Below are 25065 nucleotides of genomic sequence, written 5' to 3'. Positions count from 1 at the left end.
TGCGTTACCAGCGGCCGCTGTCGCGGGCCGTCAGGGCCGAGCCCATCCGTACGCAACGGCTCGTCCTGCTGCCGCTCGCCGTCGCGCACGCGGACGAGATGGCGAAGGTCCTCGCCGACCCGGCCCTGCACACCTTCATCGGCGGCTTGCCCGAGACCGCCGGTGCGCTGCGCTCGCGGTACGCCCGCATGCTCGCGGGCGCGCCCGATCCCGGCGTGTCCTGGTGCAACTGGGTCATCAGGCTGGAGGCCGAGTCCTGTCTCACTGGCACGGTCCAGGCGACGGTCGGCACGGCAGGACGCGGCCGCACCGCCGAGATCGCCTGGCTCGTAGGCACGCCTTGGCAGCGGCGGGGCATCGCGACCGAGGCGGCGCGGGCGCTCGTCGGCTGGCTCGCCGGGCGGTCGGTCCATACGGCCGTCGCCCATGTGCACCCGGACCATCTCGTCTCGGCGGCCGTCGCCGCCGCGGCCGGGCTCACGCCGACCGACCGGGTGCGGGACGGCGAGGTGCGCTGGCAGGCGGCCCTTCCGGTGGGCACCTCCTAGAGCTGTACGCCCTGCGTCCGGCGGCAGCTCCACGAGCAGGGCAGGAGCAGGTCCCTGTGACACGAGGTCCACATCGCAGGAGGTCCATTGGGTCCATATAGCAAGACAGGGGTCTCGCAATGCGGAAGCATCGGCGTACCGTTGCCGTACCCGCCTCGGCAGAAGGAGTCCGTCCATGCCCAAGGAGACCGCCGTCTACACCCATGGGCACCACGAGTCGGTGCTGCGTTCGCACCGCTGGCGGACCGCCGCCAACTCCGCGGCGTACCTCATCGGCGAACTCCGCCCGGGACTGGACGTGTTGGACGTGGGCTGCGGGCCCGGCACCATCACCGCGGATTTGGCCGAACTGGTCGCACCGGGGCGGGTGACGGCCGTCGACGCCGCCGAGGACGTACTGCGCCAGGCCGGCGAGACCGCCGTCGGCCGCAGCCTGGACAATGTCCGCTTCGCGGTCGCCGACGTCCACGCGCTGGACTTCCCCGACGACTCCTTCGATGTCGTCCACGCCCACCAGGTGCTGCAGCACGTCGGCGACCCGGTGCGGGCGCTCGCCGAGATGCGGCGGGTCTGCAGGCCCGGGGGCGTCGTCGCGGTGCGCGACAGCGACTACGGCGCCTTCACCTGGTTCCCCGGCATCCCGGCGCTGGACGAGTGGCAGGAGCTCTACCGCCGGGTCGCCCGGGCGAACGGCGGGGAGCCGGACGCCGGGCGCAGGCTGCTGTCCTGGGCCCGCGCCGCGGGCTTCACCGACATCACCGCCACGGCCGCCGCCTGGTGTTTCGCCGCGCCGGAAGAGCGCGCCTGGTGGAGCGGCCTGTGGGCGGACCGTACAACCGCGTCCGTGTACGCGAAGCTCGCGGTCGACGGCGGCCACGCCACCGCCGGGCAGCTGGCGGCGATCGCCGACGGCTGGCGGGAGTGGGGCGGCCGGCCCGACGCCTGGTTCATGGTTCCGCACGGCGAAGTGCTCTGCCGCGCGTGACCGCGGCGTCAACGACCTGCCGCCTGGCGACCGCTCGCCGTCACGGCCGGCTGATGCCGGCCGGTTTGCGGGCCAGCAGGAAGGCCTGCTGCGTCTTCTCGGCGAAGTCGCCGTCGTCGTCACGCTCGCGCAGCAGCCGGCCGAGCATGACCAGTCCTGCCCGGCTCAACAGCTCCGCGACACCTTCCGGTTGCCTGCGGTGGAAGTCGAGCGAGATCGCGTGACCGAACGCTTCCGTCCGGCGCAAGGGCTCGTCACCCACCTGGAAGGCGGCCAGCAGGTGGCCGCCCGGAGCCAGCACCCGGTGGAACTCGGCGAAAACCTCCGGCAGTTGCTCCTGCGGGATGTGGATGGTCGAGTACCAGGCGATGATGCCGGCGAGAGCGCCGTCGGGCAGGTCCAGGGCCAGCATCGAACCCACCTCGAAACGCAGGCCCGGGTGCGCCTGCCGGGCCACCGCGACCATCCGCGGCGACAGATCGACGCCGAATACGGACAGCCCCAGGCCGTGCATATGTGCCGTCACCCGGCCGGTACCGCACCCGACGTCGGCGACCGGCCCGCCGCCCGCGGCCAGCACGAGCTCGGCGAACCCGGCGAGCATCGCCCGGTCCAGCGGCTTGGCGGCCAGTTCGTCGCGGAAGTGTTCGGCGTAGTCGGCGGCCACGGCGTCGTAGGACGCCCGGGTGGTGCGCACGAAGTCTGGTTCGATCACGGTCGGGCACCCTACCGTGCGGGTGCCGGATCCACCCACAACCGGGCAACCGATTTCGCCTTCCGCAGCCGCCAACTACGCTTGCCCGTATGGAGATCCTCGGAACCACGCTCCGCATCTGCGTCGACGACCTGGAGGCCGCGGCAGCCTTCTACGAACGCCTCACGGGCGCCACACCACTGCGCTTCGAGCGTAGCGGGGTCTCGGTCGCCGCGGTCGGCTGCTTCCTGTTGATGAGCGGCCCGGAGTCGGAGCTGGAGGTGCTGCGCAAGGTGACGGCGACGATCGCGGTGAAGGACGTGGACGAGGCGTACGCCACGCTGTCCGAGGTCGGCGCGAGAATCCTCGCGGGGCCGGTGCCGACCCCGGTGGGCCGCAATCTGATCGCCGTTCACCCGGACGGGTCGGTCTTCGAGTACGTCGACCGCAACGCGGCCGCCTGACCTCCCCGGTCCCTTCTGCCCGGCCCGGATCATCGCCCCTTCGCCCCTGAGCCCGGCCGGGTCCTCAGCCCTGGGGCCGCATCCGGTAGTTGTAAGCGTCGGGCAGCGGCTCGTCGGTGAGCTGGGACCAGACCTCGCCGAGGATTTCCGCGCCCTCGCGCAGATCCGCCACCTCGAAGCCCGCGTCGAAGACGGCGCGGGCCTGCTCCGAGCGGCCCTCGGCGATGAGCAGTCGGGCGTCGATCAGGCGGAAGCGGCCGCGCTGCCGGACCGACGCGCCGAGCCGGTCCCAGACCGCGCGGGCGTCCGCCGTGCGGTGCACGGCGAGCAGGGCGTCGATCGCCTCCCGGCCGAGCGCGGCCGTGGCCGACGTCCAGGTCTCGCCGTCGTCGCGGCGCTCCTGGCACAGGTCGTCGAAGGCCTCGGCGTAGCGTTCGGCGGCGCGCTGGGCATTACCGCCTTCCTGGTCGGCGACGGCGAGGCAGCGCAGCAACGGCCAGCGGGAAGGCGCGAGCTGGAGGCCGCGCTCCCAGCTGCGTACCGCCTGGGCGAGGTCGCCCGCGTGCCACTGGGCGACGCCGAGGTGGTACTCCGTGAGCGGTTCGGCGGGGGCGGTCTCCAGCATGTCGCGCCAGTGCGGTGCGACGAGCGAGGGGCCGGGCGGGTTGACCTTGCGGGGCTCGGGGAAGACACCGGTCTCCAGCAACTCCCGCCAGGGCTCCTGCTCTTCGCCGAGCGTCGCCTCGTCGAAGGGCGTGCCGGGCAGCTTGTGTCCGCCGCGCAGCACCTCCAGCGCCCCCCACCCGGACCCGGTGGCGAGCCGCTCGCCCGGTTCGGCGTCGGCACAGGTCCGCCATGCCTCGTACGCGGCGTCCACCGCCGACCGCGGCAGGGCGTCCGCCAGCCGTGCCTCGGCCTCGGCCCGTGCCGCGCCCCAGTCGTCGCCGTGCACCGCCGTGGGATCGGCGGCGAGCGGTCCGTACGACTCCAGCCAGCTGAACTCCCCTCCCCCGTCCAGCCGTATGTGCTCCAGCTGCGTGCGCGCGAGCCCCGCCTGGATCTCGGCGTAGCCGCCCGTGCCCGGCTCGGTCAGCCACTCCTGCCAGCGCCGCCCGCCGCGCGCCGAGCCCCAGAGGAAGAGCTTGCGGCCCCGCAGCACATCGGTCGAGGTCTGCACGAGGCCGTGCCCGTCCGCGTCCAGCGAGGCGATCCACTTACGTGCCTGGGCCGGCACCTCGTAGAAGTAGTCGGCGGGATACTCGCTGCGCAGCGGGTACGTACGGTCCGCGCCACGGAACTCCGGCACCGGCACCCGGCGCAGGCTCCGCTCGTAGCCAAATTGCCAGGCCTCCTCGGCCGGCGCGAGCACGCGGGTCGTCTCATGCTCTTCGACGGCGATGTTGGACCACCAGTAGACCGGCGCGGGCCTCTCGTGCGGGTTGCGTATCCGTACGCCGACATGGAGGAAGTCGGAGTCGGCGGGCAGCCACAGGTCCACCTGGAACGGCAGGTCGCGCAGCCGCTCCCACTCCCAGAGCCTGACCATCTCGCCGCCGTCGGGCGCGGGCACGAGGGCGGCGTGCAGCGGGGCGCAGGACAGGGTGGTGTGGCCGGTCGCGCCGATGTTCCACTCGATGCCGCCGGAGTACCAGGCGCCGTTGAGTGCGAAGTCGGCGGGCTGGAACACCGGGTTGCGGTACAGGAGTTCGCGCCCGGAGGGCTTGTGGTGCAGCGAGTGGATGCGGCCGCCGAGGCCGGGCAGCACGGTGACGCGCAGCCGTTCGTTCTCGATCACGATCGCGTCGAGAGGGGTCTCGGTGCGCTCGCGGCCGTAGCCGTCGAGCACCCGCACCGGCAGCAGCGTGCGCAGCGGCTCGTATCCGATCTGCCGTGCCATCTCGCGCGGCAGCTCCTGCTTGGCGCGCTCGTCGATCGAGTGCATCTCGTCCAGCGGCCGCAGAGCGGGCAGCGGGTTCGGCGGCCCCACCGGGGCTGCGGGCAGGGTCAGTACGGTACGCCGCACGGTTGTGGCCAAGGCAACCTCGCTCCTCGCGCGGGCCGCCGACAGCTCCTTTGGCCGACGCCCCCCGGTGACCATGGAACACGGTGGGCTCCGGCCTGACCAGGGGCTCCGCGAGTCAGTCTTCGGCAAAGGCGGCCACGGTCGCCGAGGACCCGGGACGGTCAGCGGTCGAGCATCTCCGCCGTGATCGCCCAGCGTTGGTGGTCGCGCCAGGCCCCGTCGATGAAGAGGAAGTCGGGCGAGAAGCCCTCGAGCCGGAAGCCGGCTCGGCGTACGAGCCCGATCGACGACGCGTTCCCGGGCTGGATGTTGGCCTCCAGCCGGTGCAGGCGCAGCGGGCCGAAGGCGTACCGCACGACCAGGCCGAGTCCCTCGCTCATCAGGCCGTGGCCGACGGCATGGGAGAAGGCGCCGTAGCCGATGGCCCCGCTGCGGAAGCCGCCCTCGACGATGTTGTTGATGTTGATGAAGCCCGCGATGCGGCCCGACTCCCGCCGGCAGACGAGGAATCCGGACTTGGCCGGGTCCTCGATGATCCGCTGGGCGTAGGCGGCGTACGCCTCCGCGGTGATGGGCGGGAAGAGCCAGGGCCGGTGGTGACCGGTGCTCCGGCGGGCCAGCGCCGTGAATTCTTCGCTGTCCTCGTACGCGTAGTGGCGTATACCGACCCGCGGAGCTGCGGCGAGATAAGGGGAGGCGGGGCTCATGGGACCAGGATGAACGGTTTCTGGCCCTATGAGTGCGGTAGCGGGCCGTACGGGTGAGGGATACCGCGCTGGAGCTGGACACCAAAGGCGGCGTGGACATCGTCGGACGGCACAGCGAGGGATGGTCCTCGGGAACCTTCGGGTGCAGGCCACGAAGAGGGCCGGCGGTAGCTGCGGTCACATGCCGCGGCGCTGCTCCTGGACGGCCTTCATGAGGTCCTCGATGGCGGACTGGGTGTCGCGGTCACGCGCGTCGTCGATCGCTTCGAGAGCTGCGGCCGCGGCCTCGCGAATGTGGTGGGGAAGCCCGTCGGCGGCCGTGAGCCGGTAGGCGGCCTTACGGCGCGCCCTGCGCTCGGCGGGGTCTACCGCTTCGGGGCCGGACAGCGGAAAGACGGAGGTCCTGTACGCGGATATCTCCAGCACCACCATGTCCGAGATTCCGTCGGCGTACCCGAGCCCGGCGGCCTTCCCCTGTCCTTCCCGAATGGTTGCGATCATTCGACGGCGGGACAGGACCGTGCCCAGGGCAGCGCCGCCTCCCAGGGAAAGGGCGCAGGCGACGGCGAGGAACGGCCCGTCCCAGACGAAGCCGGCGACTGCTCCGAGGCCCGCGAGCGTGACGGTCCATCCGGCCGCTGTCCGGGAGCTCATCTGCTCGGGTGTGGTGTCCAAAGTGGGAGTGTCCCAGCCGGTACTGACAGCCCGGCCGTCGGCCTCAGATCTCAGGCCCGTCGTGCCCGGCACCCGCACCGCGGCGGACGCCGGGGTCGGACAGTCCCGGGGCGAAGAGCGCCTGCTCAGTCGATGACGGCGGTGGCTTCGACCTCGACCAGATGGTCGGGTACGTCCAGTGCCGCTACGCCCAGCAGCGAGGCAGGGGGTGTCGCGGTGACCCCCAGCTTCGCGGCCGCCCGACCGAGCCCCTCCATGAGCAGGGGCATCTTGTCGGGGGTCCAGTCGACGACGTAGACGGTCAGTTTCGCCACGTCGTCGAAGGAGGCGCCTGCCGCGGCCAGGGCGGTGCCGATGTTGACGTAGCACTGCTCGACCTGAGCGGCGAGGTCGCCTTCGCCGACCGTGACACCGTCGACGTCCCAGGCGACCTGCCCGGCGATGAAGACCAGCTTCGACCCGGTCGCGATCGACACCTGCCGGTAGGCGTCGATTTCCGGCAATCCGTTGGGGTTCACCAGGGTGATGGCCATGCTGTCTGCCTCCATTGCTATGAGAGCCGCTCTCTTGCGGTTACTCAGGAACCGTAGGAGAGTGGCCGCTGACATGGAAGAACGCACTTTTCAGTGACTGGGGAACCTGATGGTGACCAAGCAGTTCAGCGGCTCGCCCGAGGATGCGGACCTGAGGCGTGCGGACTCTCTGGCGCGGGAGATCTTCTCGGACGTCGCCAACAAGTGGGCGCTCCTGATCATCGAGGCTCTCGGTGAACGCACCCTGCGCTTCAGCGAGTTGCGGGACGAGATCGAGGGCGTCAGCCACAAGATGCTCACCCAGAACCTGCGCATGCTGGAGCGCAACGGTCTGGTCGAGCGGACGGTGCACCCCGTCGTGCCGCCGCGGGTCGAGTACGCCCTCACCGAGCCGGGCCAGGCCCTGCGGGTGACGATCGACGGACTGTGCGACTGGACACACCAGTACCTCGGAAGCATCGAGGCCTCCCGCCACCGCTTCGACGCCTGACGGGTTGAGGACTCGCTTGCCGTGCAGCCGCGAAGGAACGCACTCGCAGGCCCCCGAGCGCGGGCCGGGGCAGTGTCCGCCACTGATGGAGGGGCGGTGCTCTGCGAGTGCGGTCCGCCGGTAGCCGGCTGAGCGCGTGCGCTCCGCCGGTGGCCGGTTGCCAGTTGATCTGCGCGGATGCCTGTGCCGGCTCGCCCCGAAGGCTCGCGGTGCGGCCCGAACCAGTCCGTCCGGCGGGCGCTTGCGGCTAGCCAGGCAGTGTCGTTCGGATCATCGCGGGGCCGTTTCATCGGCTGAGTCACCTCGCCGCAGGGTCGGCAGAAGCAACCCTTCCGGGTGTGTGGCGGTCTTACCCGGCGTCATGCTCAGAGGGCAACCTCTGTCAATTCGTACTGGCTGAATCGGCTGGAAAGGGCGCACTCCATGGAGCTCGATCCCAACTTCTGCCTGGACGTTCCGGAGGGTTTCGACGACTCGGACGCTGAGACTGGCGTGCATCCCATGGCCAGGAAGCTGTTCCTCGCCACAACTGCCGCGGAAGCCTTCAAGAAAGCCCATGAGTGGGTGCGGGAACAACGAATCCGCCTGTCAGACGTGTCGTGGGACTTCCTCCATGGCGAGGACGAGCCCTACTGCCTGAGCATCTATTTCATCTTCGAGCTGGATCCCGAAGACACCTGACTACGACCGACCGTGCAGTTTCGGCTAGATCAGCCGGCCGCTGGTCCGGGTGTGCCGTTGACTGACCGTGGGGATGTAGTCGTACCGCTCGGAAGCCTGCCCCTCTGACTGACGCTTCGGCTGTCCTCCGCGCGAATGGCCGGCCTCCGGGCGGTGCCGAACTGGTCGTACTGCATGGCGTCGGCATGAGACCCCCGCCCAGCTCCTGGCCACGGCGGGCGACAACCCTGACCGGCTCAGATCGGAGGCATCCTTCGCGCATCTATGCGCGCGGCCCCGGTCCCGGCCGGCTCGGGCCGTACCCACCGGCACCGCCTCAACCGGGGCGGCGACCGCCGGCCCACTGGCACCCGGGACAGGAGGAGCCGGTCAAGTACTGGATCTCGAACCTGCCCGCCGACATCCCCGCCCGCGACCTGGTCAGGCTCGCCAAGCTCCGCCGGCGCATCCAGCACTACTACCGCGAGCTGAAGACCACCCTGGGCACCCCATGGCAGCCCTACGGCAACACCTGACAAAGCCCTACCAGGGAACGCGGTCCAGCGAAGCCTCCAGGTCGAGTTCGCCTTCGCGGGTCTGTGCGCCGGCCTCCACGGCGGCGCGCATGCGCTCGACCACCGCGTCCGGAGCCGGGTACACCCCGCCCAGTGCCTTGCTCTCCTCGCCGAGCCCCTCCAGCAGGTGCCCGCCGCTGGTCGATGCGGCCCCGACCGCCGCCTTGGCCGCGGCGATCTGTTCCGGGCGCAGCGCCGCGATGCGCCGGGCGAGTGCGTCGACGAAGCCGTCGAGTTCCTCGGCCGGGAGCGCGCGGTTGATCCAGCCGTAGCGCTCGGCCACCTCCGCGTCGAACAGGTTCCCGCCGAGGATCACTTCCAGAGCCCTGGCGCGCCCCACCAGCGGGGGCAGCAGCTGGGTGCCCCCGCCACCGGGGATGATGCCCATCCGGGTCTCGGGCTGGGCGAGCCATGTCCGCCCCTTGGCGGCGAAGCGCATGTCGAGTGCCATCGCCAGCTCGTTACCGCCGCCCCGAAGGCGCCCGGCGAGCTTGGCGATCGTCACCTGCGGCAGCGTGCGGAAGCGCAGCATCAGCTTCTGCATGGGATTGAGGAGCGACTCGTCGCCGCCGGCGACAGCGTTCGGGTTGGCCAGCTCTGCGAAGGTCTCCGGCTTGAGCATGAAGCTCAGGTCGACGTGGGCGGCGAAGAAGTCCGGGTCGGCGCTCTGCACCACGATCACGCGCACCTGCTCGTCCCCGCGGACAGCCCCGGCGAAGTCGTGCAGTTCGTTGATGAGTGCCGTGTCGAGCATGTTGACCGGCGGGTTGTCGAGCGTGACATGGGCCACGCCCGCGTCGATCGCCACGCGCAGACTGGTGTATTCGTCGTACGACGACATCTCGTCCTTCTCTCGGTGGATTCTCCGGCCCGCAGGCCCTCCATCGATCACGCTAAAAGCTGACGCTGACGTCAGAGGCAAGAAGGTGTGACGCGCGCCACGCCGATCACGGCATCGCCGAAGCCACGGCTTCGCGTCCGCAGGCCCGAGGACCGGGACAGGCGCGCCCGTCCCGGTCCTCGGGCCTCCCTTTGAGGCGACGGGCGCGGTGCGTGCGGTGGATCTTCGGGGCTCCGGCGGCGTGCTGGTGGGCAGCATGACGGCGGCGTCCCCCTGCTGAGCGCGGCAGCACGCCGAACTACCTGCTCGAAGAGCCAGACCCTAGTGTGCGGCGGTCATGGATCCCATGAGCAGGACCGCACGACGCCTGCTCAACCCCCGGCCCAGGCTCGCCATCACGCGGTTGAGTCGGCCGGAGACGACGCTCGGCGGTGGTGTGCGGCGGTCAAGGGCCCGCAGCGCCGTCGCCACGACCTCCCCAGGGGGCTGGCGTTTGGAGCCGCCGTCCGCGGGCGTTGGTGCCGAGGACGTCGAAGAACTCGGTGCTGGTCGCGCCGGGAGACAGTGCGAGCACGCGCAACCCGGTGCCACGGGACTCCTGCCACAGGGCCTCGGTGAAGCTCAGCACGAACGCCTTGGCTGCCGCGTAGACGGCCATGTTGGGGACGGGAAGGTACGCGGCGGTACGCGGATAGGACGCCGCAGTTGCCGCCGAGACCGGGTGCCGCTGCCCTCTTCCGCTGGATCCGGCCTTGATCGAAGGGGCCGCCCCTTACGCTGACGTCAGGGGTAGGAATGTCGGACCCTGACAGGCAAGGGAGGCGCGATGCGCATCGGGGAACTCGCCACCAGGACAGGCGTGAGCGTGCGAGCGCTGCGGTACTACGAAGAGCAGCACCTGCTCGCCTCCGAACGCAGCCCCAGCGGGCAACGGCACTATCCGGACAGCGCCGTCGACCGCGTACTGCTGATCCAGCAGCTGTACGGGGCAGGGCTGCCGAGCAGGTCGATCGTGGAACTTCTGCCGTGCGTCGTGACCGGTGAGGTGACGCCCGAGCTGCTCGACCGGCTGACGGCGGAGCGGGACCGCATCGACACCCAGATCAGCAACCTGGCGAATACCCGGGACAGGCTCGACACCATCATCACCGCGGCTGTCACCACCCTGCAGACCGGCCGCGCCTGTCCCTGATGAGCGCGCTGGAACGGTGACGGGACTGACCCTCGGGACACGACACGGCATCCGTCGCATGACCAACCCGCGCCCGCTGGAGATCCGGGCGAGGTCCAGCGGGTCAATGATCCAGCCCTCGGCCTGGAGCCGGCGGACCACGTCCGCGATGCCCAGGGTGTTGGGGAAGATCACCAGGTTGGCCACCAGCGACGTGAACTCCGCGCTGACTGAAGCGCACCCGGTCCGAGAAGCCGTTGAACGCCTCAAACTTGTTGGTCGCGGCGGTCACCCGGCTTCGGAGCGGCGCGTCCGAGAGGTAGCGCGGCAGCTGGACGGTGCGGATCACCCACCCGACCTCGGGTTCAGTGGTGGGCGAGGACAGCCGGGCGCATCTTTGGGAGTCACCGCCGCCAGACAGCACCGCCTTGTCAGACAAGTAGCCTCCTACCTGGTGAACTCTACGCGCATAGAGGACTCGCCCTGCTCACCGCGAATTCCCGATGGCCGACAAATCGCAGCTCATCCCGGATCCAGCGGGCGTTTGCCCCACCGCTCGGGCTCGCATAGCTTGCTGACAAGTGAGCCGAGGAGGGCCAATGGCAGTCAGCGGGCAACAGCGGAGGCCAGTCGTCGTTCTGTACGAGCGCATCGCCGACGCCATCCACGAGGGCACCTATCCCCCGGGCTCCACACTGCCGTCGGAGCCCCGGCTCGCGACCGAGCTCGGGGTCAGCAGGCCCGCCCTGCGCGAGGCGCTGCTGCTGCTCCAGGAGGACGGACTGCTCTCGGTCCGCCGAGGAGTCGGGCGGACGGTCAACGACCGCCCGCTGCGGCGGGGTTACGAGTACATCCAGCCCCTGGAGGAGCTGCTGTCCACCGGCTCGCCGCTCCGGGTGCGGCCACTGCTGCGCGCGGTGGAGGAGCCCACCGACTTCACCACCCAGCATCTGCTCGCGCCGGCCAGGGCGGAGCTGCGTTTCTGGGAGTCGCTGCTGACGGGGGACGGCACGGCGGCGGCGCTCAGCCAGGAGTGGGCGGCCGCCGAAGAGGTCCTGGAGCGGGAGCATCCGGCGTTCGCCGAGGCGCTGCGGACCACGCCCGCTCCGGCCACCTCCATGCTCGCGGTGCTGGCCGCGGCCTCCCGCGGGGTCGCGCTGACCGGTCACAGCGGGGTGACCGCGACCCTCCTCGGGCAGCGGCGCGGCGAGCAGCTGGGCCGGGCGCCCGACACCCCTGCGGTGCTGGTCACGCAGGTGGTCCGGGTCGGTGACATCCCGATCCTGGCGGCGAAGCACATGCTGCCTACCGGTGCGCCCGCCATGCCCGTACTCCAGTCGAACTGACCGCGGCGCCGGAGAGGAGACCGCCGTCACGGCGTGTCCCTCAGACGTGGCGTACACTCCCGGTGCATGCACTTGTCTGACATCCTCCGCGCGCCCAAGGCCGTCCTCCACGACCACCTCGACGGCGGCCTGCGCCCCGCCACGATCATCGAACTGGCACGGGAGTGCGGCTACCGCGAGCTGCCCACCGAGGACCCGGCCGCGCTCGCCACCTGGTTCCGCGACGCCGCGGACTCCGGCTCGCTGGAGCGCTACCTGGAGACCTTCGCCCACACCTGCGCGGTGATGCAGACCCCCGAGGCGCTGGAGCGCATCGCGGCGGAGTGCGCCGAGGACCTGGCGGCGGACGGGGTCGTCTACGCGGAGGTGCGATACGCCCCCGAGCAACACCTGGAGCGCGGCCTGACCCTCGACGAGGTCGTCGACGCGGTCAACGCGGGCCTGCGCGAGGGCGAGCGCCGCACCGGCGGCCGGATCACGGTCCGCGCCCTGCTCACCGGTATGCGCCACACCGAACGCTCCTTGGAAATAGCCGAGTTGACGGTAGCCCACCGCGAGCGCGGGGTCGCCGGCTTCGACATCGCGGGCGGTGAGATCGGCAACCCGCCGGCCCGCCATCTGGCCGCCTTCCAGCATCTGAAGCGGCACAACTGCCACTTCACGATCCACGCGGGCGAGGCCGTCGGCGCCGAGTCGATCCACGAGGCGGTGCAGATCTGCGGCGCCGAGCGGATCGGGCACGGCGTTCGCATCACCGACGACATCACGGTGCACGACGACGGCACGGCGGACCTGGGCCACCTGGCCGCGTACATACGCGACAACGGCATCGCCCTGGAGGTCTGCCCGACGTCCAACCTCCAGACGGGCGCGGCGAAGGACTACGCCACGCACCCCATCGACCTGCTGCGCCGCCTCGGTTTCCGTATCACGCTCAACACGGACAACCGCCTGGTCTCCGGCACCACCATGAGCCAGGAGTTCCAGCACATGGTGGACGCTTTCGGCTACGGCACCGAGGTCTTCGAGGAGTTCACGGTCGCCGCGGTCGAGTCGGCGTTCCTGCCGCTGCCGGAGCGCCGCCGCCTCATCGACGAGGTGATCCGGCCGGGATACGCGGCGCTGCGGGAGCGGGGCACGGTCCAGGACCCCGGCACGGTCTAGGCCTCAGATCAGCGCGGGTTCATCCAGCGTTAGCGTGCACGCGTCGGCGTCCAGCACCGCCGGCGCCCCGAGGGGCATCGTCAGCGCGGTCGGGCTGTGCCCGAAACCCAGCTCCTCGACGACCGGTATGCCAAGGCCCCCGAGCCGGTCGTGCAGCACCGCCCGCACCTGTTCGTACGGACCGCACTGCGCCCATGACCCGAGCGCGACCCCGGCAACACCCTCCAGCCAGCCGGAGCGCAGCAGTTGGGTGAGAACTCGGTCGAGCCGGTAGTCCTCCTCCCCCACGTCCTCGATCAGCAGCAGACCGCCGCGGGCGGACGGCCTGGGGTGCGGGGTGCCCAGGTCGGCGGCGAGCAGGCTGACGCAGCCGCCGAGTGTGATGCCCCGGGCGCGCCCGGGGACCATCGTGCGGGCCGTGTCCAGGCCCAGGGTGCGTACCGACTCGGGCTCGAAGAGCGTGGCCCGCAGTGACTCCTGGGTGGGGGCGTCCTTGAGGAAGGTGGCGGCGCCGACCATCGGGCCGTGCAGGGTGGCCAGTCCCATCCGGACGGCGAAGGCCTCGTGGAGGGCTGTGACATCGCTGTAGCCGACGAAGACCTTGGGGCCGGCTGCGCGTATCGCGGTCCAGTCGAGCAGGTCGACCATGCGCTGGGCGCCGTAGCCGCCGCGGGCGCAGATGACGGCGGAGACCGACGGGTCGCACCATGCCTCCGTCAGGTCGCGGGCGCGGTCCCGGTCGGCCCCCGCGAGATACCAGAACTCGGGGTGCTGGTCGCGGACATGAGGCAGTACGACCGGGTCCAGGTTCCAGCCGCGCAGGATCTCCAGGCCCGCGTCGAGCCGCTCGCCCGGCACGGGACCGCTGGGCGCCACGACGGCGACCTTGGCCCCCGGCCGCAGTCGCGCCGGGCGGGTCAGGGGCGTCAGGGGCGTGCGGGTCACTTCTTGAGCTCCAGCAGCGGGGCGTCGGGGTGGGGGATGCCGAAGGTCTGGGCGTACAGGGACAGTTCGGCCTCGAGTGCGCGGATCATGGTCTCGGCTCTGCGGAAGCCGTGGCCCTCGCCCTCGAAGGCGATGTACGCGTGCGGGATGCCGCGACCCGCCATCCGCGCCAGGAAGCGCTCGCACTGCGCGGGCGGGCAGATCACATCGTCCAGGCCCTGGAGCAGCAGGAACGGGGTGCTGATCCGGTCACTGTGCTGCAGCGGCGAGCGCTCGCGGTAGCGGCCCGGGACTTCGGCCAGCGGACCTACCAGCGACTGGAGATACTGCGACTCGAAGTCGTGGGTCTCACCGGTGGCCCAGCTCACCAGGTCGAGGATGGGGTAGATGATGGTGCCGCAGGCGTAGACGTCGGTGGTGGTGAGCGAGGCGGCGGTGGTCCAGCCGCCCGCGCTGCCGCCGCGGATGGCGAGCCGGGCCGGGTCGGCCGTGCCCTCGGCGGCCAGCGCCTCGGCTACGGCCGCGCAGTCCTCGACGTCGATGACGCCCCACTGCTCACGCAGCCTGTCGCGGTACTCCCTGCCGTACCCGGTCGAGCCGCCGTAGTTGACCTCGGCAACGCCGATGCCGCGTGAGGTGAAGTAGGCGATCTCCAGGTCGAGGACGAGCGGTGCATGGCTGGTGGGGCCACCGTGCGCCCACACCACGAAGGGCGGTAGCTCCTCGTCGGGCGCTATCCGGTCGGGACTGTGGGGCGGATAGATATGGGCGTGGATCTCCCGGTTGTCGGGGCCGGTGAAGGTGCGGATCTGCGGCTCCGGGTAGTACACCGGGTCCACCGGGTCGTCGTGGGCCGAGCCGATCACCCTGGTCCGCCCGGTGGCGGTGTCGAGCTCGACGACCTCGTAGGCACTGCGGGGGCTGGCCGCGACCCCGATGACCCGGTCGCCGTGCACGGCGAGGGTGGAGGCCCACTCGGTCCACGGCCCCGGGGCGTCGACGAGCTCGCCGGTCTCCGGGTCGAGTATCCCCAGGGCAGTGGCGCCCTTGCCGTGGATAACGGCGATCAGCCCGTTGTCCAGCGGGTGGAACCACTTGAGGCCGATCTTCCACAGCGGCCCGCCGAACTCCTCCCCGCGGCCCGGGCAGAGGCCGGTGCTCGGCACGGCCCCGGGCAGAACCGCGGGCGCGACGCCGGGCCCCGGCCCCACCCCAGGCACGACCTCGGGCCCCACTCCGGGCGGGACTTTGGGCGCGACTCCGGAGACCAGCGCCTCCAGCCGGACCCCCTGCAACTCCCACCAGTTGCCGAGGTCGGAGACGAAGAGCAGCGAGCCGTCCGGGGCCCAGTCGACCTGAGCAACCGACTCGTCCGTGGCCCCGGCGACCTGCCGCGCGCCACCGAACGGGCCCCCCGCCGTCACCTCGCCGAGCATCACGACCGTGCCGTCCCAGGGCATCTGCGGATGGTCCCAGGCGATCCAGGCGGCGTGCCGCCCGTCCGGTGAGAGCCGCGGCCCGGTGACGAATCGGTGCCTGTCGTCGGAGAGCTCCCGCACCGCCCCCCGGTCCTCGGCCGCCGAGCCGTCCAGCGGCACGGCCGCGATCACTCGGCGTACGTCCGTGGCGGCCTCGCCGGTGAACTCTTCCAGTACGCACCAGACTTCGCCTCGCTCCAGACGGAGCTGCGGGTCGGCCCAGCGCAGCCCACCGCCGACCGCCGACACCGGGGTGAGGGGGCGCGGCACGGCGTCGGGCACATCGGGCTCATAGGCGTACAGCCGCTGGTCGGGGAAGTGGACGAAGACGAGGAGCGGACCGCTCTCGGCGCGGCCGGCTCCGGCCCAGGGATGCCCGCCGTACTCGATGACTCTGCTGCGAACATTCCACGGGGAGGGGAGCACCGACTCCTCGCCGCCATCTGCCCGCCGGCGAATCAGGGCTCGTCTGCCGCCCTCGGTGGGACGTGGCACGGTCCACCACACTTCGTCGGCGACCATGCCGAGGAACTCCGGGCGCCCGTCGTGCGAGGCGGCGAGCGCCGCGTCGATGGGTGACGGCCAGGTTCCGTAGGCTCCCGTGGGTACCATTACCGACTCCCCCTATGCGGACCGCAGATAGTGGTCGAGAGCGTTCACACCGAAGTGCAGCGCGTCGACCGGAACGCGCTCGTCGACCCCGTGGAACATTGCCGCGTAGTCGAAGCCGGCAGGAAGCTTCAGCGGCGAGAAACCGTAGCCGGTGATGCCGAGCCGGGAGAACTGCTTGGCGTCTGTGCCGCCCGGCATGCAGTACGGCACGACTTGCGCGCCCGGGTCGAAACGCATCACGGCCGCGCGCAGCTTGGCGAACGTCGGGGAGTCGACGGGAGCCTGCAGAGCCACCTCGCGGTGGTGGAACTCCCACTCGACGTCAGGTCCGGTCAGCAGGTCCAGCGTTTCTTCGAACTCGGCCTCGCAGCCGGGCAGCATCCGCCCGTCGATGTACGCGGTGGCCTGCCCCGGAATGACATTGACCTTGTAACCGGCTTCCAGCATGGTCGGGTTGGTGCTGTTGCGCACAGTCGGCTCGACCAGCGCGGCGGCCGGCCCCAGCTTCGCCATCAGCGCGTCCACGTCGAAATGGTCCGCGTCCACATCGGTCTCGATGCCGTGCAGCACGGCGAGCTCGGCCAGCGCGGCCCGCACGGTCGGCGTGAGCCGCACCGGCCACCGGTGCTCGCCGATCCGGGCGACGGCAGCGGCGAGCCGGCTCACGGCGTTGGCCCGGTTGACCTTGGAGCCGTGTCCGGCCCTGCCGTGCGCGGTGAGCTTGAGCCAGGCCGTGCCGCGCTCCCCGGCCGCGATCGGGTAGAGCGTCATCCCGGGGCCGGCGTGGAAACTGAAGGCCCCGGACTCGCTGATCCCTTCCGTGCACCCCTCGAAGAGGCCGGCATGGTGGTCGGCGAGGAAGCCCGCGCCGTCGATGGCGCTTGCCTCCTCGTCGGCGGTGTACGCGATCACGATGTCGCGCCGGGGCCTGACGCCGGCGCGCGCCCAGGCCCGGACAACCGCGAGGACCATCGCGTCCATGTTCTTCATGTCGACCGCGCCGCGGCCCCACACCACCCCGTCCCGGACCTCCCCGGAGAAGGGGTGCACGGACCATTCGGCGGGCTCGGCGGGCACCACGTCCAGATGGCCGTGGACGAGCAGGGCGTCGGCGGACGGGTCGGTGCCCTCGATCCGCGCGACGACATTGGTACGACCCGGGGTGCGCTCCAGCAGGGTGGGTTCAAGGCCGGCGCCGGCCAGCCGCTCGGCGGCATACTCTGCGGCGGGCCGCTCCCGGCAGTCGCCTCCGCCGCGGTTGGTGGTGTCGATGCGGATCAGCTCGGAGGTGAAGGTCACCACTTCGTCGAGAGCCTGGCCGTCGATGGGCGTTGTCACGTCAGCCATACTGCTCCTCCACTGCCGCCGAGACGATCGTCGTGACCGCTTTGAAGGTGCGAATGCCCTCATACATGGTCCCGCTGGTGTACGCGACGCGACGCTCGCCGCTCCCTGCCACGCCCGGCACTACGGTGGCCGCCGCCGCGAGATGCTCCGCGTCGAACTCCAGCTCCACGGTGAACGGGCCGCCCCGCACCGGCTCGTGCCGAATGGCGAGGGCCGCCGCCTCCTTCGCGGCGCCGCGGATGTCGGACGCGGTACGGCCCGGGGTGCGGCACACCGCCGCATACCGCGAGACGTGGTCCTTCACCGCGACCTTGCGGGCCTCGGGCGCGTAGCCGTCGGCGTCCACACAGGTCAGGTTGTCACCGGTCACCAGCACCACCGGCACGCCGAACTCCGCGACCACATGGGCGTTGAGCAGGCCCTCGCTCGCCCGCGCGCCGTCCAGCCAGACGCCCGTGATCGAGTTGGCGAGGTAGGTGTGGGCGAGCACACCCTCCGCGCCGGCCCCCGTGTGGTAGCCGACGAACGCGATGCCGTCCACGTCGCCGTGCTGCACGCCCTCCACCATCGACAGCGACTTGTGCTTGCCGGTGAGCATCGCTACCCGCTCGTCGAGCCCCTCCAGCAGCAAATTGCGCATGCTCCAGTGCGCTTCGTTGATGAGCACCTCATCGGCGCCGCCGTCGAAGAAGCCGAGGGCCGCTGCGTTCACATCGGAGGTGAACATGGTCCGGCAGCGCTCCCACTGGGGAGTGCCGGGCAGCACGTCAGCCGGCCAGGTCACACCGGTGGCGCCTTCCATGTCGGCGCTGATGAGGATCTTCATGTCTGGAACCGTACGCGTCGCCCGGCAGCCGGGCCAGCCCTGTGGATAACTACCCGGGGGTCACACCTCCTGCATCACCCGTTCCGGCCAAGGACCAGCCATTTCGATGGCAGCTCGACCCGTGATCCGTCCGCCGCATACTCCGTTGTCGTCAGCGGAAGTTCACCGCTCGCGAGCACGTCGAGCCCGGCACTGTCGAAGAATTCCACCAGCTCGGCGTCGGCCACCGCCCCCGGCACGAGCCCGTGCCGGAAGACCGGCTGAAGCTTCGGCGGCAGCCCCGACGGCGACTGCGCCAGGCCCATCAGCTTCTGCCCGGCGGCCTCAGCGAGCTCGACCACGAAGGCCCGCCCGCGCTCCCCCACCAGTGTGGCGACGGTGTCGGCCAGGTCCTGCCGGTCCTCGGGGTCGCACTGGTGGAGCACTCCGCGTACATAGACATTGGCGTCGCCCAGTTCGGCGTGCAGCTGCGCCACCTCGGCCCCGTCCACCGCGTCGATCTCCCGGAACCGCGCCTGCCCTACTTTGTCCTGTCTTCCGGCGAGTTCGATGGCGGCCGCCGACAGGTCCACCCCGAGGACACGCGGGAAGCGGTCGGCGAGGAAGCGGGTCTGTGTGCCATTGCCGCAGCCCAGATCCACCAGGGTCAGTTCGGGTTCCGTCACATGCGGTTCGTAGAGCGCGAGATGGATTCCCGCGGTCAGGGCCGGCTCCGCGTCCCAGAAGACGGCTCCCGGCTCGTCGGAAGCCTCACTCCAGAAGCCTTCCCAGGCATCCTTGTACCGACTCGTCACGCTCATGACCAGCTCCCAGGGATGTGACACGACGTCAAGATCGGTCTATCGCTCCTGGGTTACCCCGACAAGCGCCCGGCTCATTCCTTCACGCGGCGTTCGGTCCTTCAGCACGCCGCCACGCGCGCAGGCCGACAGGCACGCCGCGGCCGCTCGTCGCCGGGCCCGACCACTGACGGGGCAACGGAGGCGGGATGGGTCGTGCGCCCGCGCAGAACTGATCGGTATTCAGTCCTCGTGCCCCAGCTGAAGATCGCGTTCGGTGCGTCCGCCGCCCGCGACCTGCAGGACTGTCGCCACCGGCGGATAGCCCGCCGCGATCACCGTGTACTCACCCGATGACAGGTCGACGAAGCGGAAGGTGCCGTCGGGGCCCGTGGTGAGGGTGTCCACCACATTGCCGGCCGCGTCCAGCAGTGTGACGCGCGCGTCCTCGACCGGGCGGCCGTCACCGGCCCGCACCGTGCCCCGCAGCACCGCTCCGCCCGCCAGCTCTACGTCCTGCCGGGTCTCGCGGGCCGCCTGCACGCTCACCGGTAGCGCCGCGGGCCGGAAGGCGGGGGCGCTCGCGGCGAGGGTGTACTCCCCCGCCACCAACTCCGTGATGACATAGCCGCCTTCGCGGCCGCTGCGGGCGGTGGCGACGACATCGCCGCGTACGTCGGTCAGCGTCACGGCCGCGTCCCGCACAGGCGTGCCGTCCGCCGTCACGACGGTCCCGGCGAGCCGGCCCGCGCCGCCGAGGACCACGTCGAGGTCGACCGGCCGCTCTCCGACGGTGACGGTGACCGCCTGTGGCTGGTGCCCGGCCGCCGCCGCGATCATGACGTACGAGCCGGCCCCCGGCACGCTCAGTGCGTACCGCCCGTCCTCGCCGCTCGCGCCGCGCCCGATCTGGTGCCCCTGTACGTCGATGAGGGTGAGGGCGGCGCGCGGGACTGTGCTGCCGTCGTGGTGCTGGACGATGCCGCAGACCGGGACGCCCGAGGTGTACGCGGGTGCGCTGCGGGCCTGCGGTACGGATGCGGTCTCCGGGGCGGATGCGTTGTAGGACACCAGCGGTTTCTCCTTGAGGAAGAAGGCGATGAAGAGGCCGAGCGCGAGCACCGGCACCAGGTAGAGAAAGATCCGTGGCATCGCGTCCGCGTACGCCTGGATGTAACCGTCGCGCAGGGCGGGCGGCATCGCGTGGACCAGTTGCGGGGTGATGGATGCCGGGTCGGGCAGGCCCGCGCCGGCCGGGAGGCGGTCGGCCAGCGCGTCGGTGAGGCGGGCGGCGAAGAGCGTGCCGAAGACGGCGGCGCCGACGCTGCCGCCGATCTGCCGGAAGTAGTTGTTGGCGCTGGTGGCGACGCCGAGGTCGGCGGGCGGCACGGCGTTTTGCACGGCGAGGATGAGGACCGGCATCACCAGTCCGATGCCGACGCCCAGCACGGCCTGCCAGATGCTGTATTCCAGCCGCGGCGTGTCGGCCTCGAGCCGCGACAGCAGCCACATGCCGGCCGCCGACATCGCACTGCCGAGCACGGGATAGACCTTGTAGCGGCCGGTACGGCTGATGAGCCGGCCGGAGACGATCGAGGCGGCGACGATGCCGCCCATCATCGGGAGCATCAGCAGCCCGGACTCGGTGGCACTGGCGCCGTCGACCATCTGCAGAAAGGTCGGCAGATAGCCGGCCGCGCCGAAGAGCGCGACGCCCACGACCCCGCCGACCAGGCTCGTGATGTTGAAGATCGAGTCGCGGAACAGCCATAGCGGGATGATCGGTTCGGGGGCGAAGTGCTCAACGACGATGAAGAGCAGGATGGTTCCCGCCGCCCCGGCCGCCAGTCCCAGGATGACGCGCGAGCCCCAGGCGTACTCCGTGCCGCCCCAACTGGTCAGCAGCACCAGGCAGGTGGAGGCGGCGGCGAGGAACAGCGCGCCGAGAACGTCGAGCCGGGCGCGCGCGGCGGGTTTGGGGAGTTTCAGCACCACGGTGACGACGAGCAGGGTCAGCACGCCGAAGGGGACGTTGAAGTAGAAGCACCAGCGCCAGGAGACATGGTCGGTGAAAAAGCCGCCGAGCAGCGGGCCCGCGACCGACGCGAGTCCGAAGGCCGCGCCGATGAGTCCCATGAACCGGCCGCGCTCCCGGGCCGGGACGATGTCCGCGATGATCGCCTGCACACCGATCAGGAGACCGCCGGCGCCGATGCCCTGGATGGCACGGAAAGCGATGAGTTCGTCCATGCTGCGGGACCAGCCCGCAAGCGCGGAGCCGATGACGAAGACGACGATCGCGAACTGGAAGACGCCCTTGCGGCCGAAGAGGTCGCCGAGTTTGCCGTAGATCGGCAGGCCGATGGTGGCGGTGAGGAGGTAGGCGGTGATCGCCCAGGGCATCCGTTCCAGGCCCTGGAGCTCGCCGACGATCTTCGGGAGGGCGGTGGCGACGATCATCTGCTCGAGCGCGGCGAGCAGCAGGGCGAGCATCAGGCCGAAGAAGACGAGGCGTACGCGGCGCGGGCTGAGCGCGGGTGCCCCGGCCTGATCCGCATGCGGAGGCGGTACGGCCGCGGCCGGAGCCGTCGGCTCGTCCTTCACCAGAGTGATCCCGCCCACGTGCATGCTCCCCTCGTCGCGCCTGCGCGGGCCCATTTCTCGCATTACGCGACAACTGCGGGCAAGCGCGACGAGTTGCTGTGGGAAGCCTGAGTGAGCGGCTTAAGCGCCGGTCGGAGCCCCTACGGCGTACAACAGACCCCGTACGGAAAACCACTCGAATCGGTGAGCTCGAGAAAATCCCGGCAGGCTACTTCTCGACCTCGGCGGCCAGCTTGGCGAGCAACTCGTCGTAGATCCGCCCAAGTCCCTTGGGGGCGAAGGTCTTCTCGAAGAATCCGCCGATGCCGCCGGCGCCGTTCCAGACGGTGGTGACGACGGCCCTGGACTTCCCCTCGCCGGACGGGGTGACGGTCCAGGTGGTGACCATGGAGGAGTTGCGGTCCTTCTCGACCAACTGGCCGTCGGTCGGCTCCGTCACTTCGAGCAGGCAGTCGCGGATGCGCTTGCTGGTGGCCTGGAGCTTCCAGTGGACGAGGGTGCCCTCGCCGTCACCGCCCTCCCGGACCTCGTACTCGCTGAAGTGCTCGGGCAGAAGCTTCGCGCGGGTGTTCTCGTAGTCGGCCAGCGCGTCGAACACCTTCTCCGCGTCCGCCGAGATGATCCGTTCCGTGGTGGCCTCGACCTGCGCCATTCCTGTTCCTCCAGCACTCGGTTCTTCGGGGTGCGCGTCTTCGTAGGTGCGCCGCCAGCCAACCACCTCGGGAGCCGCGGACAAAAACTGGGGTAGCAGCGATCAAGGGAACATGTGTTCTATTATGTGGCCACTGCTACCGAGGAGGCGCCATGCGCTGGGACAATCTGGTCGAGAACCCCACCACGGCCGGGGACACCGCGCTTTTCGGTATGTCAGCGGTGACGACCCGGACCTTCGACACGCCCGAATTCCGCGGCATCACCTTTCACGAGGTCCGCGCCCGTTCGATCCTGAACCGGGTGCCGGGCGCCTCACGGATGCCGTTCGAGTGGACCGTCAACCCCTACCGGGGCTGCACGCACGCTTGTGTGTATTGCTTCGCCCGCAAAACACACAGCTATCTGGACCTCGACACCGGACTCGGCTTCGACTCCCAGATCGTCGTGAAGATCAACGCGCCGGAGCTGCTGCGCCGGCAGCTGGCCTCTCGACAGTGGCAGGGCGCGCATGTCGCGATGGGGACGAACGTCGACTGCTATCAGCGGGCCGAGGGGCGCTACCGCCTGATGCCAGGCATCATCTCGGCTCTGCGAGACCACGCGAATCCGTTCTCGATCCTCACCAAGGGCACGCTGATCCTGCGCGACCTGGATCTGCTGCGGCAGGCGGCGGAGGTGACGGAGGTCGGGATCTCGGTCTCCGTCGGCTTCACGGACCGCGAGCTGTGGCGCACGGTCGAGGCGGGCACGCCATCGCCCGAGCGCCGCCTCGAAGTCGTACGCACTCTCACCGATCACGGCATCGGCTGCGGGGTGCTGATGGCGCCGGTCATCCCCTTCCTCGGCGACCATCCGGACCAGCTCCGCGCGACGGTACGCGCGATCGCCGCGTCCGGGGCGACGTCGGTGACCCCGCTGGTGCTGCACCTGCGGCCCGGCGCGCGCGAGTGGTTCATGGCATGGCTGACGCAGCACCATCCGCAGCTGGTACGGCGGTACGAGCGGCTGTACGCGGAGGGGGCATACGCGCCGAAGTGGTACCAGCGCCGGATCACCCGCCTTGTCCACGAACTGGCAGCGGAGTTCGGGATAGGCCCGGCGGACCGGGGAGTGCCGCGGCGTATCCCGATGCCTCCGGAGCCGGATCCTGTGAGGCCTGAACCGACCCAACTCACCCTGCTCTGAGGCCGGCGGCCGATTGTCAGTGGCGTGCGCGAGGATGACCGCATGACTATCGAGCTCACCCACGTGAAGGCCCCCGAAGGCGTCGCCCCCGGCACTGGCTACAGCCATGTCGTCTGGGGGACCGGGCGGTTCGTCGCGATATCGGGACAGTGCGCCTTCGACGAGGGCGGCAACGTGGTGGGCGAGGGCGACCCGGCGGCGCAGGCTCGGCAGGTCTTCGAAAACCTCCGCCGCTGTCTGGCGGCGGCGGGCGCCACCTTCGAGAACGTGGTCAAGCTGACGTACTTCGTCACCGATGTGGCACACCTCCCGGCGGTCCGGGCCGCGCGCGACGAGGTGATCGACGCGGGGCGGCTCCCGGCGAGCTCAGCGGTCCAGGTCGCGGCGCTGTTCCGGCCCGAACTGCTCGTCGAGATCGAGGCGTTCGCGCTGGTCGGGGAGTAGGGCCAACCGATGGACGTACGGATCCGCGAGATGGTCCTGGACGACTGCGATGCGGTCGCCAGGGTCCGCGTTCAAGGCTGGCGATACGCGTACGCAGGGCTGATGCCGCAGTCGTATCTGGACACGATGAGCGTGGAGGAGGACGCGGCGAGGCGCCGTGAATTCCTCGCCAAGGGCCACTCCCGGCTGACCAATGTGGTGGCCGAGCGGGATGGCGAGGTGGTCGGGTGGGGGTGCTGCGGACCGAGCCGGGACGAGGACGCGACGGCCGACCAGTGCGAGCTGTACGCGCTGTATGTGCTGCAGGAGCAGGTCTCCACGGGGGTGGGGCGGGCGCTGATGACAGAGCTGACGGGCGGAGCGATGGCCGCGGGCTTCGGGCGGATGACGCTCTGGGTCCTCGAGGAGAACGCGCGCGCCCGCCGCTTCTACGAGAAGGCGGGCTTCGCGCCGGACGGCGCGGAGGAACCGTTCGAGGTGAACGGGGTCGTGGTTCCGGAGGTGCGGTACGCCAGCGCGCTGACGCGGTGACGGCGGGAGCCGGGCCTGCTCCCGCTCCGCGCCTGCCGCAAAGGAGCGCCTGGCCCTCAGCCCAGGCGGGCCAGTGCCGCTTCCGCCCCCGCCATCAGACGGGGGTGCGTGGTGGCCGAGCGGAGGACGGTCGCCGCTCGTTTGTCGCCCAGGGCACCCAGACCCTCGACGCAGGCCAGGGCCAGGCGCCAGTGGGGGTCGCCCGGGGTCAGGCGGCGGGCGAGGACCGTGATCAGCGCTGGGACCGACTCCGGGGCCCGCAGGCGGGTGAGCAGCCGGACCGGGACCAGGGCGTAGGCGACGCGCAGCTCATTCGTGGCGAGCGCCGCCGCCGCGCGGGCGGTGCGGGGGTCCGCCAGGCGGGACAGGGCGTGGGCCGCCGAGACGCAACGTTCCGGGTCGCGGTGGTTCAGGAGCAGCACCAGCGCCTCGAAGGCCCGCCGATCCCCCGCGCAGCCGAGACGGTAGGCCGCGATCTCCCGTGCCCACAGGGGCCGCTCATATTCGGTGAGAACTCCGGCGAGCTCCTCCTGATCCTCCGTGACCAGCAGCCGTTCGTACGCCGCCGAGCCGCCCGACTCGCCCCGCAGCCGCCGCGCCAGCGACCGTAACTCCTCATCCATGGCGGCCAGCGTATCGGCGATGACGCCGCGATCCAGATCACACCCGGCCAGGTCTGGCGCGCTCGTTACTCGCGAGTTAACCTCAAGTGAGCGGGTAACCCCCGCACAGCTCACGGTGGCCTGGTGACGCAGCCACCGCGAGTGCTTGTCGGTTCGGTAGT

The 25065-nt window shown here is 70.7% G+C and carries 27 protein-coding genes and 1 pseudogene; 12 read left to right on the top strand and 16 right to left on the bottom strand.

Features of this window, described 5'->3' with window-relative positions:
* Positions 1-17 precede the first annotated feature (17 nt).
* On the top strand, positions 18-548 hold the full coding sequence (locus J7E87_RS29995) for a GNAT family N-acetyltransferase (protein ID WP_251018210.1): 531 nt from the start codon (positions 18-20) through the stop codon (positions 546-548).
* 175 nt (positions 549-723) lie between these two features.
* Complete coding sequence (locus J7E87_RS29990; protein WP_215097743.1) at positions 724-1533, top strand: methyltransferase domain-containing protein; 810 nt, start codon at positions 724-726, stop codon at positions 1531-1533.
* A gap of 40 nt (positions 1534-1573) precedes the next feature.
* Here J7E87_RS29990 and J7E87_RS29985 read toward each other — a convergent pair whose 3' ends face one another.
* The gene (locus J7E87_RS29985; protein WP_215097742.1) at positions 1574-2248 is read right to left on the bottom strand and encodes a class I SAM-dependent methyltransferase; all 675 of its coding nucleotides are present in this window, start codon (positions 2246-2248) and stop codon (positions 1574-1576) included.
* Positions 2249-2337: 89 nt separating this feature from the next.
* On the opposite strand from J7E87_RS29985, the gene J7E87_RS29980 reads away from it, so the two are divergent.
* Entirely contained in the window at positions 2338-2691 is a 354-nt protein-coding gene (locus J7E87_RS29980; RefSeq protein ID WP_215097741.1) for a VOC family protein, read from the top strand.
* A gap of 64 nt (positions 2692-2755) precedes the next feature.
* Here the strand turns inward: J7E87_RS29980 and J7E87_RS29975 are convergent, their stop codons facing one another.
* The 4 genes from J7E87_RS29975 to J7E87_RS29960 form a co-directional block, all read right to left on the bottom strand.
* A complete protein-coding gene (locus J7E87_RS29975; protein ID WP_215097740.1) occupies positions 2756-4726 on the bottom strand; it encodes a DUF5107 domain-containing protein in 1971 nt (656 codons plus the stop codon).
* Between the two features lie 149 nt (positions 4727-4875).
* On the bottom strand, positions 4876-5421 hold the full coding sequence (locus tag J7E87_RS29970; RefSeq protein WP_215097739.1) for a GNAT family N-acetyltransferase: 546 nt from the start codon (positions 5419-5421) through the stop codon (positions 4876-4878).
* A gap of 177 nt (positions 5422-5598) precedes the next feature.
* Complete coding sequence (locus tag J7E87_RS29965) at positions 5599-6096, bottom strand: hypothetical protein (RefSeq protein ID WP_215097738.1); 498 nt, start codon at positions 6094-6096, stop codon at positions 5599-5601.
* Between the two features lie 125 nt (positions 6097-6221).
* The gene (locus J7E87_RS29960) at positions 6222-6629 is read right to left on the bottom strand and encodes a RidA family protein (protein WP_215097737.1); all 408 of its coding nucleotides are present in this window, start codon (positions 6627-6629) and stop codon (positions 6222-6224) included.
* A 109-nt stretch (positions 6630-6738) separates the two neighbouring features.
* Between J7E87_RS29960 and J7E87_RS29955 the strand changes: the two genes are divergently transcribed.
* The 3 genes and pseudogenes from J7E87_RS29955 to J7E87_RS29945 all read left to right on the top strand — a co-directional run.
* Positions 6739-7119: a helix-turn-helix domain-containing protein gene (locus J7E87_RS29955; protein ID WP_215097736.1), complete on the top strand. Its 381-nt coding sequence runs from the start codon at positions 6739-6741 to the stop codon at positions 7117-7119.
* Between the two features lie 423 nt (positions 7120-7542).
* Entirely contained in the window at positions 7543-7800 is a 258-nt protein-coding gene (locus J7E87_RS29950) for a hypothetical protein (RefSeq protein ID WP_215097735.1), read from the top strand.
* A gap of 196 nt (positions 7801-7996) precedes the next feature.
* Positions 7997-8136, top strand: a pseudogene (locus tag J7E87_RS29945) (transposase); the annotation flags it as partial.
* A gap of 186 nt (positions 8137-8322) precedes the next feature.
* Here J7E87_RS29945 and J7E87_RS29935 read toward each other — a convergent pair.
* Together J7E87_RS29935 and J7E87_RS36290 are read right to left on the bottom strand one after the other, a co-directional pair.
* Positions 8323-9195, bottom strand: a complete 873-nt coding sequence (locus J7E87_RS29935; RefSeq protein WP_215097734.1) for an enoyl-CoA hydratase/isomerase family protein — start codon at positions 9193-9195, stop codon at positions 8323-8325.
* Between the two features lie 445 nt (positions 9196-9640).
* Complete coding sequence (locus J7E87_RS36290; RefSeq protein ID WP_308313126.1) at positions 9641-9853, bottom strand: SDR family NAD(P)-dependent oxidoreductase; 213 nt, start codon at positions 9851-9853, stop codon at positions 9641-9643.
* Between the two features lie 168 nt (positions 9854-10021).
* On the opposite strand from J7E87_RS36290, the gene J7E87_RS29925 reads away from it, so the two are divergent.
* Positions 10022-10387, top strand: a complete 366-nt coding sequence (locus J7E87_RS29925) for a MerR family transcriptional regulator (protein ID WP_215097733.1) — start codon at positions 10022-10024, stop codon at positions 10385-10387.
* Positions 10388-10490: 103 nt separating this feature from the next.
* On the opposite strand, the gene J7E87_RS36615 is transcribed toward J7E87_RS29925, so the two are convergent.
* Positions 10491-10715 carry a Tn3 family transposase gene (locus tag J7E87_RS36615; RefSeq protein WP_374195242.1) on the bottom strand — a complete coding sequence of 75 codons (225 nt, stop codon included), beginning with the start codon at positions 10713-10715 and terminating at the stop codon, positions 10491-10493.
* 250 nt (positions 10716-10965) lie between these two features.
* Between J7E87_RS36615 and J7E87_RS29915 the strand changes: the two genes are divergently transcribed.
* Both J7E87_RS29915 and J7E87_RS29910 read left to right on the top strand, forming a co-directional pair.
* Positions 10966-11712 (top strand): GntR family transcriptional regulator, encoded by a 747-nt coding sequence (locus J7E87_RS29915; protein WP_215097731.1) that lies wholly within the window; start codon positions 10966-10968, stop codon positions 11710-11712.
* A gap of 66 nt (positions 11713-11778) precedes the next feature.
* Positions 11779-12876, top strand: coding sequence for an adenosine deaminase (locus tag J7E87_RS29910; protein ID WP_215097730.1), 1098 nt, complete (start codon positions 11779-11781; stop codon positions 12874-12876).
* Between the two features lie 3 nt (positions 12877-12879).
* Here the strand turns inward: J7E87_RS29910 and J7E87_RS29905 are convergent, their stop codons facing one another.
* The 7 genes from J7E87_RS29905 to J7E87_RS29875 all read right to left on the bottom strand — a co-directional run bounded on the left by J7E87_RS29905 (position 12880) and on the right by J7E87_RS29875 (position 22119).
* Positions 12880-13821, bottom strand: coding sequence for an LD-carboxypeptidase (locus tag J7E87_RS29905; RefSeq protein WP_308313125.1), 942 nt, complete (start codon positions 13819-13821; stop codon positions 12880-12882).
* Entirely contained in the window at positions 13818-15911 is a 2094-nt protein-coding gene (locus J7E87_RS29900) for a prolyl oligopeptidase family serine peptidase (RefSeq protein WP_215097729.1), read from the bottom strand. The genes J7E87_RS29905 and J7E87_RS29900 overlap by 4 nt, the downstream gene beginning before the upstream one ends.
* A gap of 12 nt (positions 15912-15923) precedes the next feature.
* Entirely contained in the window at positions 15924-17258 is a 1335-nt protein-coding gene (locus tag J7E87_RS29895) for a M20/M25/M40 family metallo-hydrolase (RefSeq protein WP_215097728.1), read from the bottom strand.
* Positions 17251-18084, bottom strand: a complete 834-nt coding sequence (locus J7E87_RS29890) for a M55 family metallopeptidase (RefSeq protein WP_215097727.1) — start codon at positions 18082-18084, stop codon at positions 17251-17253. Before J7E87_RS29890 ends, J7E87_RS29895 begins: the two co-directional genes overlap by 8 nt.
* A 74-nt stretch (positions 18085-18158) precedes the next feature.
* Entirely contained in the window at positions 18159-18884 is a 726-nt protein-coding gene (locus tag J7E87_RS29885) for a class I SAM-dependent methyltransferase (RefSeq protein WP_215097726.1), read from the bottom strand.
* 222 nt (positions 18885-19106) lie between these two features.
* Positions 19107-21485, bottom strand: a complete 2379-nt coding sequence (locus J7E87_RS29880; protein ID WP_308313124.1) for an MFS transporter — start codon at positions 21483-21485, stop codon at positions 19107-19109.
* A gap of 190 nt (positions 21486-21675) precedes the next feature.
* A complete protein-coding gene (locus tag J7E87_RS29875) occupies positions 21676-22119 on the bottom strand; it encodes an SRPBCC family protein (protein ID WP_215097724.1) in 444 nt (147 codons plus the stop codon).
* A 152-nt stretch (positions 22120-22271) separates the two neighbouring features.
* Here J7E87_RS29875 and J7E87_RS29870 point away from each other — a divergent pair, with 152 nt between their 5' ends.
* Genes J7E87_RS29870 through J7E87_RS29860 form a run of 3 tightly spaced genes read left to right on the top strand, consistent with a single transcriptional unit; the run spans position 22272 to position 24281 of the window.
* Positions 22272-23306 (top strand): Rv2578c family radical SAM protein, encoded by a 1035-nt coding sequence (locus J7E87_RS29870; RefSeq protein WP_215097723.1) that lies wholly within the window; start codon positions 22272-22274, stop codon positions 23304-23306.
* 42 nt (positions 23307-23348) lie between these two features.
* Positions 23349-23750: a RidA family protein gene (locus J7E87_RS29865; RefSeq protein WP_215097722.1), complete on the top strand. Its 402-nt coding sequence runs from the start codon at positions 23349-23351 to the stop codon at positions 23748-23750.
* A 9-nt stretch (positions 23751-23759) separates the two neighbouring features.
* Positions 23760-24281, top strand: coding sequence for a GNAT family N-acetyltransferase (locus J7E87_RS29860; RefSeq protein WP_215097721.1), 522 nt, complete (start codon positions 23760-23762; stop codon positions 24279-24281).
* Positions 24282-24337: 56 nt separating this feature from the next.
* On the opposite strand, the gene J7E87_RS29855 is transcribed toward J7E87_RS29860, so the two are convergent.
* The gene (locus J7E87_RS29855) at positions 24338-24904 is read right to left on the bottom strand and encodes an adenylosuccinate lyase (RefSeq protein WP_215097720.1); all 567 of its coding nucleotides are present in this window, start codon (positions 24902-24904) and stop codon (positions 24338-24340) included.
* Positions 24905-25065 lie beyond the last annotated feature (161 nt).

It is taken from the genome of Streptomyces sp. ISL-1, from assembly GCF_018614585.1.
Taxonomy (GTDB): domain Bacteria; phylum Actinomycetota; class Actinomycetes; order Streptomycetales; family Streptomycetaceae; genus Streptomyces; species Streptomyces maoxianensis.
The sequence above is the reverse complement of the archived record's forward strand: the minus strand, read 5'-3'. Positions and strand labels throughout refer to the sequence as shown.

Bases quoted from the DNA above. Each gene is read 5' to 3' on its own strand.
- J7E87_RS29990 (WP_215097743.1), top strand. From the start codon at position 724: ATGCCCAAGGAGACCGCCGTCTACACCCATGGGCACCACGAGTCGGTG.
- J7E87_RS29980 (WP_215097741.1), top strand. From the start codon at position 2,338: ATGGAGATCCTCGGAACCACGCTCCGCATCTGCGTCGACGACCTGGAG.
- J7E87_RS29970 (WP_215097739.1), bottom strand. From the start codon at position 5,421: ATGAGCCCCGCCTCCCCTTATCTCGCCGCAGCTCCGCGGGTCGGTATA.
- J7E87_RS29960 (WP_215097737.1), bottom strand. From the start codon at position 6,629: ATGGCCATCACCCTGGTGAACCCCAACGGATTGCCGGAAATCGACGCC.
- J7E87_RS29955 (WP_215097736.1), top strand. From the start codon at position 6,739: ATGGTGACCAAGCAGTTCAGCGGCTCGCCCGAGGATGCGGACCTGAGG.
- J7E87_RS29950 (WP_215097735.1), top strand. From the start codon at position 7,543: ATGGAGCTCGATCCCAACTTCTGCCTGGACGTTCCGGAGGGTTTCGAC.
- J7E87_RS29935 (WP_215097734.1), bottom strand. From the start codon at position 9,195: ATGTCGTCGTACGACGAATACACCAGTCTGCGCGTGGCGATCGACGCG.
- J7E87_RS36290 (WP_308313126.1), bottom strand. From the start codon at position 9,853: ATGGCCGTCTACGCGGCAGCCAAGGCGTTCGTGCTGAGCTTCACCGAG.
- J7E87_RS29925 (WP_215097733.1), top strand. From the start codon at position 10,022: ATGCGCATCGGGGAACTCGCCACCAGGACAGGCGTGAGCGTGCGAGCG.
- J7E87_RS29915 (WP_215097731.1), top strand. From the start codon at position 10,966: ATGGCAGTCAGCGGGCAACAGCGGAGGCCAGTCGTCGTTCTGTACGAG.
- J7E87_RS29910 (WP_215097730.1), top strand. From the start codon at position 11,779: ATGCACTTGTCTGACATCCTCCGCGCGCCCAAGGCCGTCCTCCACGAC.
- J7E87_RS29900 (WP_215097729.1), bottom strand. From the start codon at position 15,911: ATGGTACCCACGGGAGCCTACGGAACCTGGCCGTCACCCATCGACGCG.
- J7E87_RS29895 (WP_215097728.1), bottom strand. From the start codon at position 17,258: ATGGCTGACGTGACAACGCCCATCGACGGCCAGGCTCTCGACGAAGTG.
- J7E87_RS29890 (WP_215097727.1), bottom strand. From the start codon at position 18,084: ATGAAGATCCTCATCAGCGCCGACATGGAAGGCGCCACCGGTGTGACC.
- J7E87_RS29885 (WP_215097726.1), bottom strand. From the start codon at position 18,884: ATGAGCGTGACGAGTCGGTACAAGGATGCCTGGGAAGGCTTCTGGAGT.
- J7E87_RS29875 (WP_215097724.1), bottom strand. From the start codon at position 22,119: ATGGCGCAGGTCGAGGCCACCACGGAACGGATCATCTCGGCGGACGCG.
- J7E87_RS29870 (WP_215097723.1), top strand. From the start codon at position 22,272: ATGCGCTGGGACAATCTGGTCGAGAACCCCACCACGGCCGGGGACACC.
- J7E87_RS29865 (WP_215097722.1), top strand. From the start codon at position 23,349: ATGACTATCGAGCTCACCCACGTGAAGGCCCCCGAAGGCGTCGCCCCC.
- J7E87_RS29860 (WP_215097721.1), top strand. From the start codon at position 23,760: ATGGACGTACGGATCCGCGAGATGGTCCTGGACGACTGCGATGCGGTC.
- J7E87_RS29855 (WP_215097720.1), bottom strand. From the start codon at position 24,904: ATGGATGAGGAGTTACGGTCGCTGGCGCGGCGGCTGCGGGGCGAGTCG.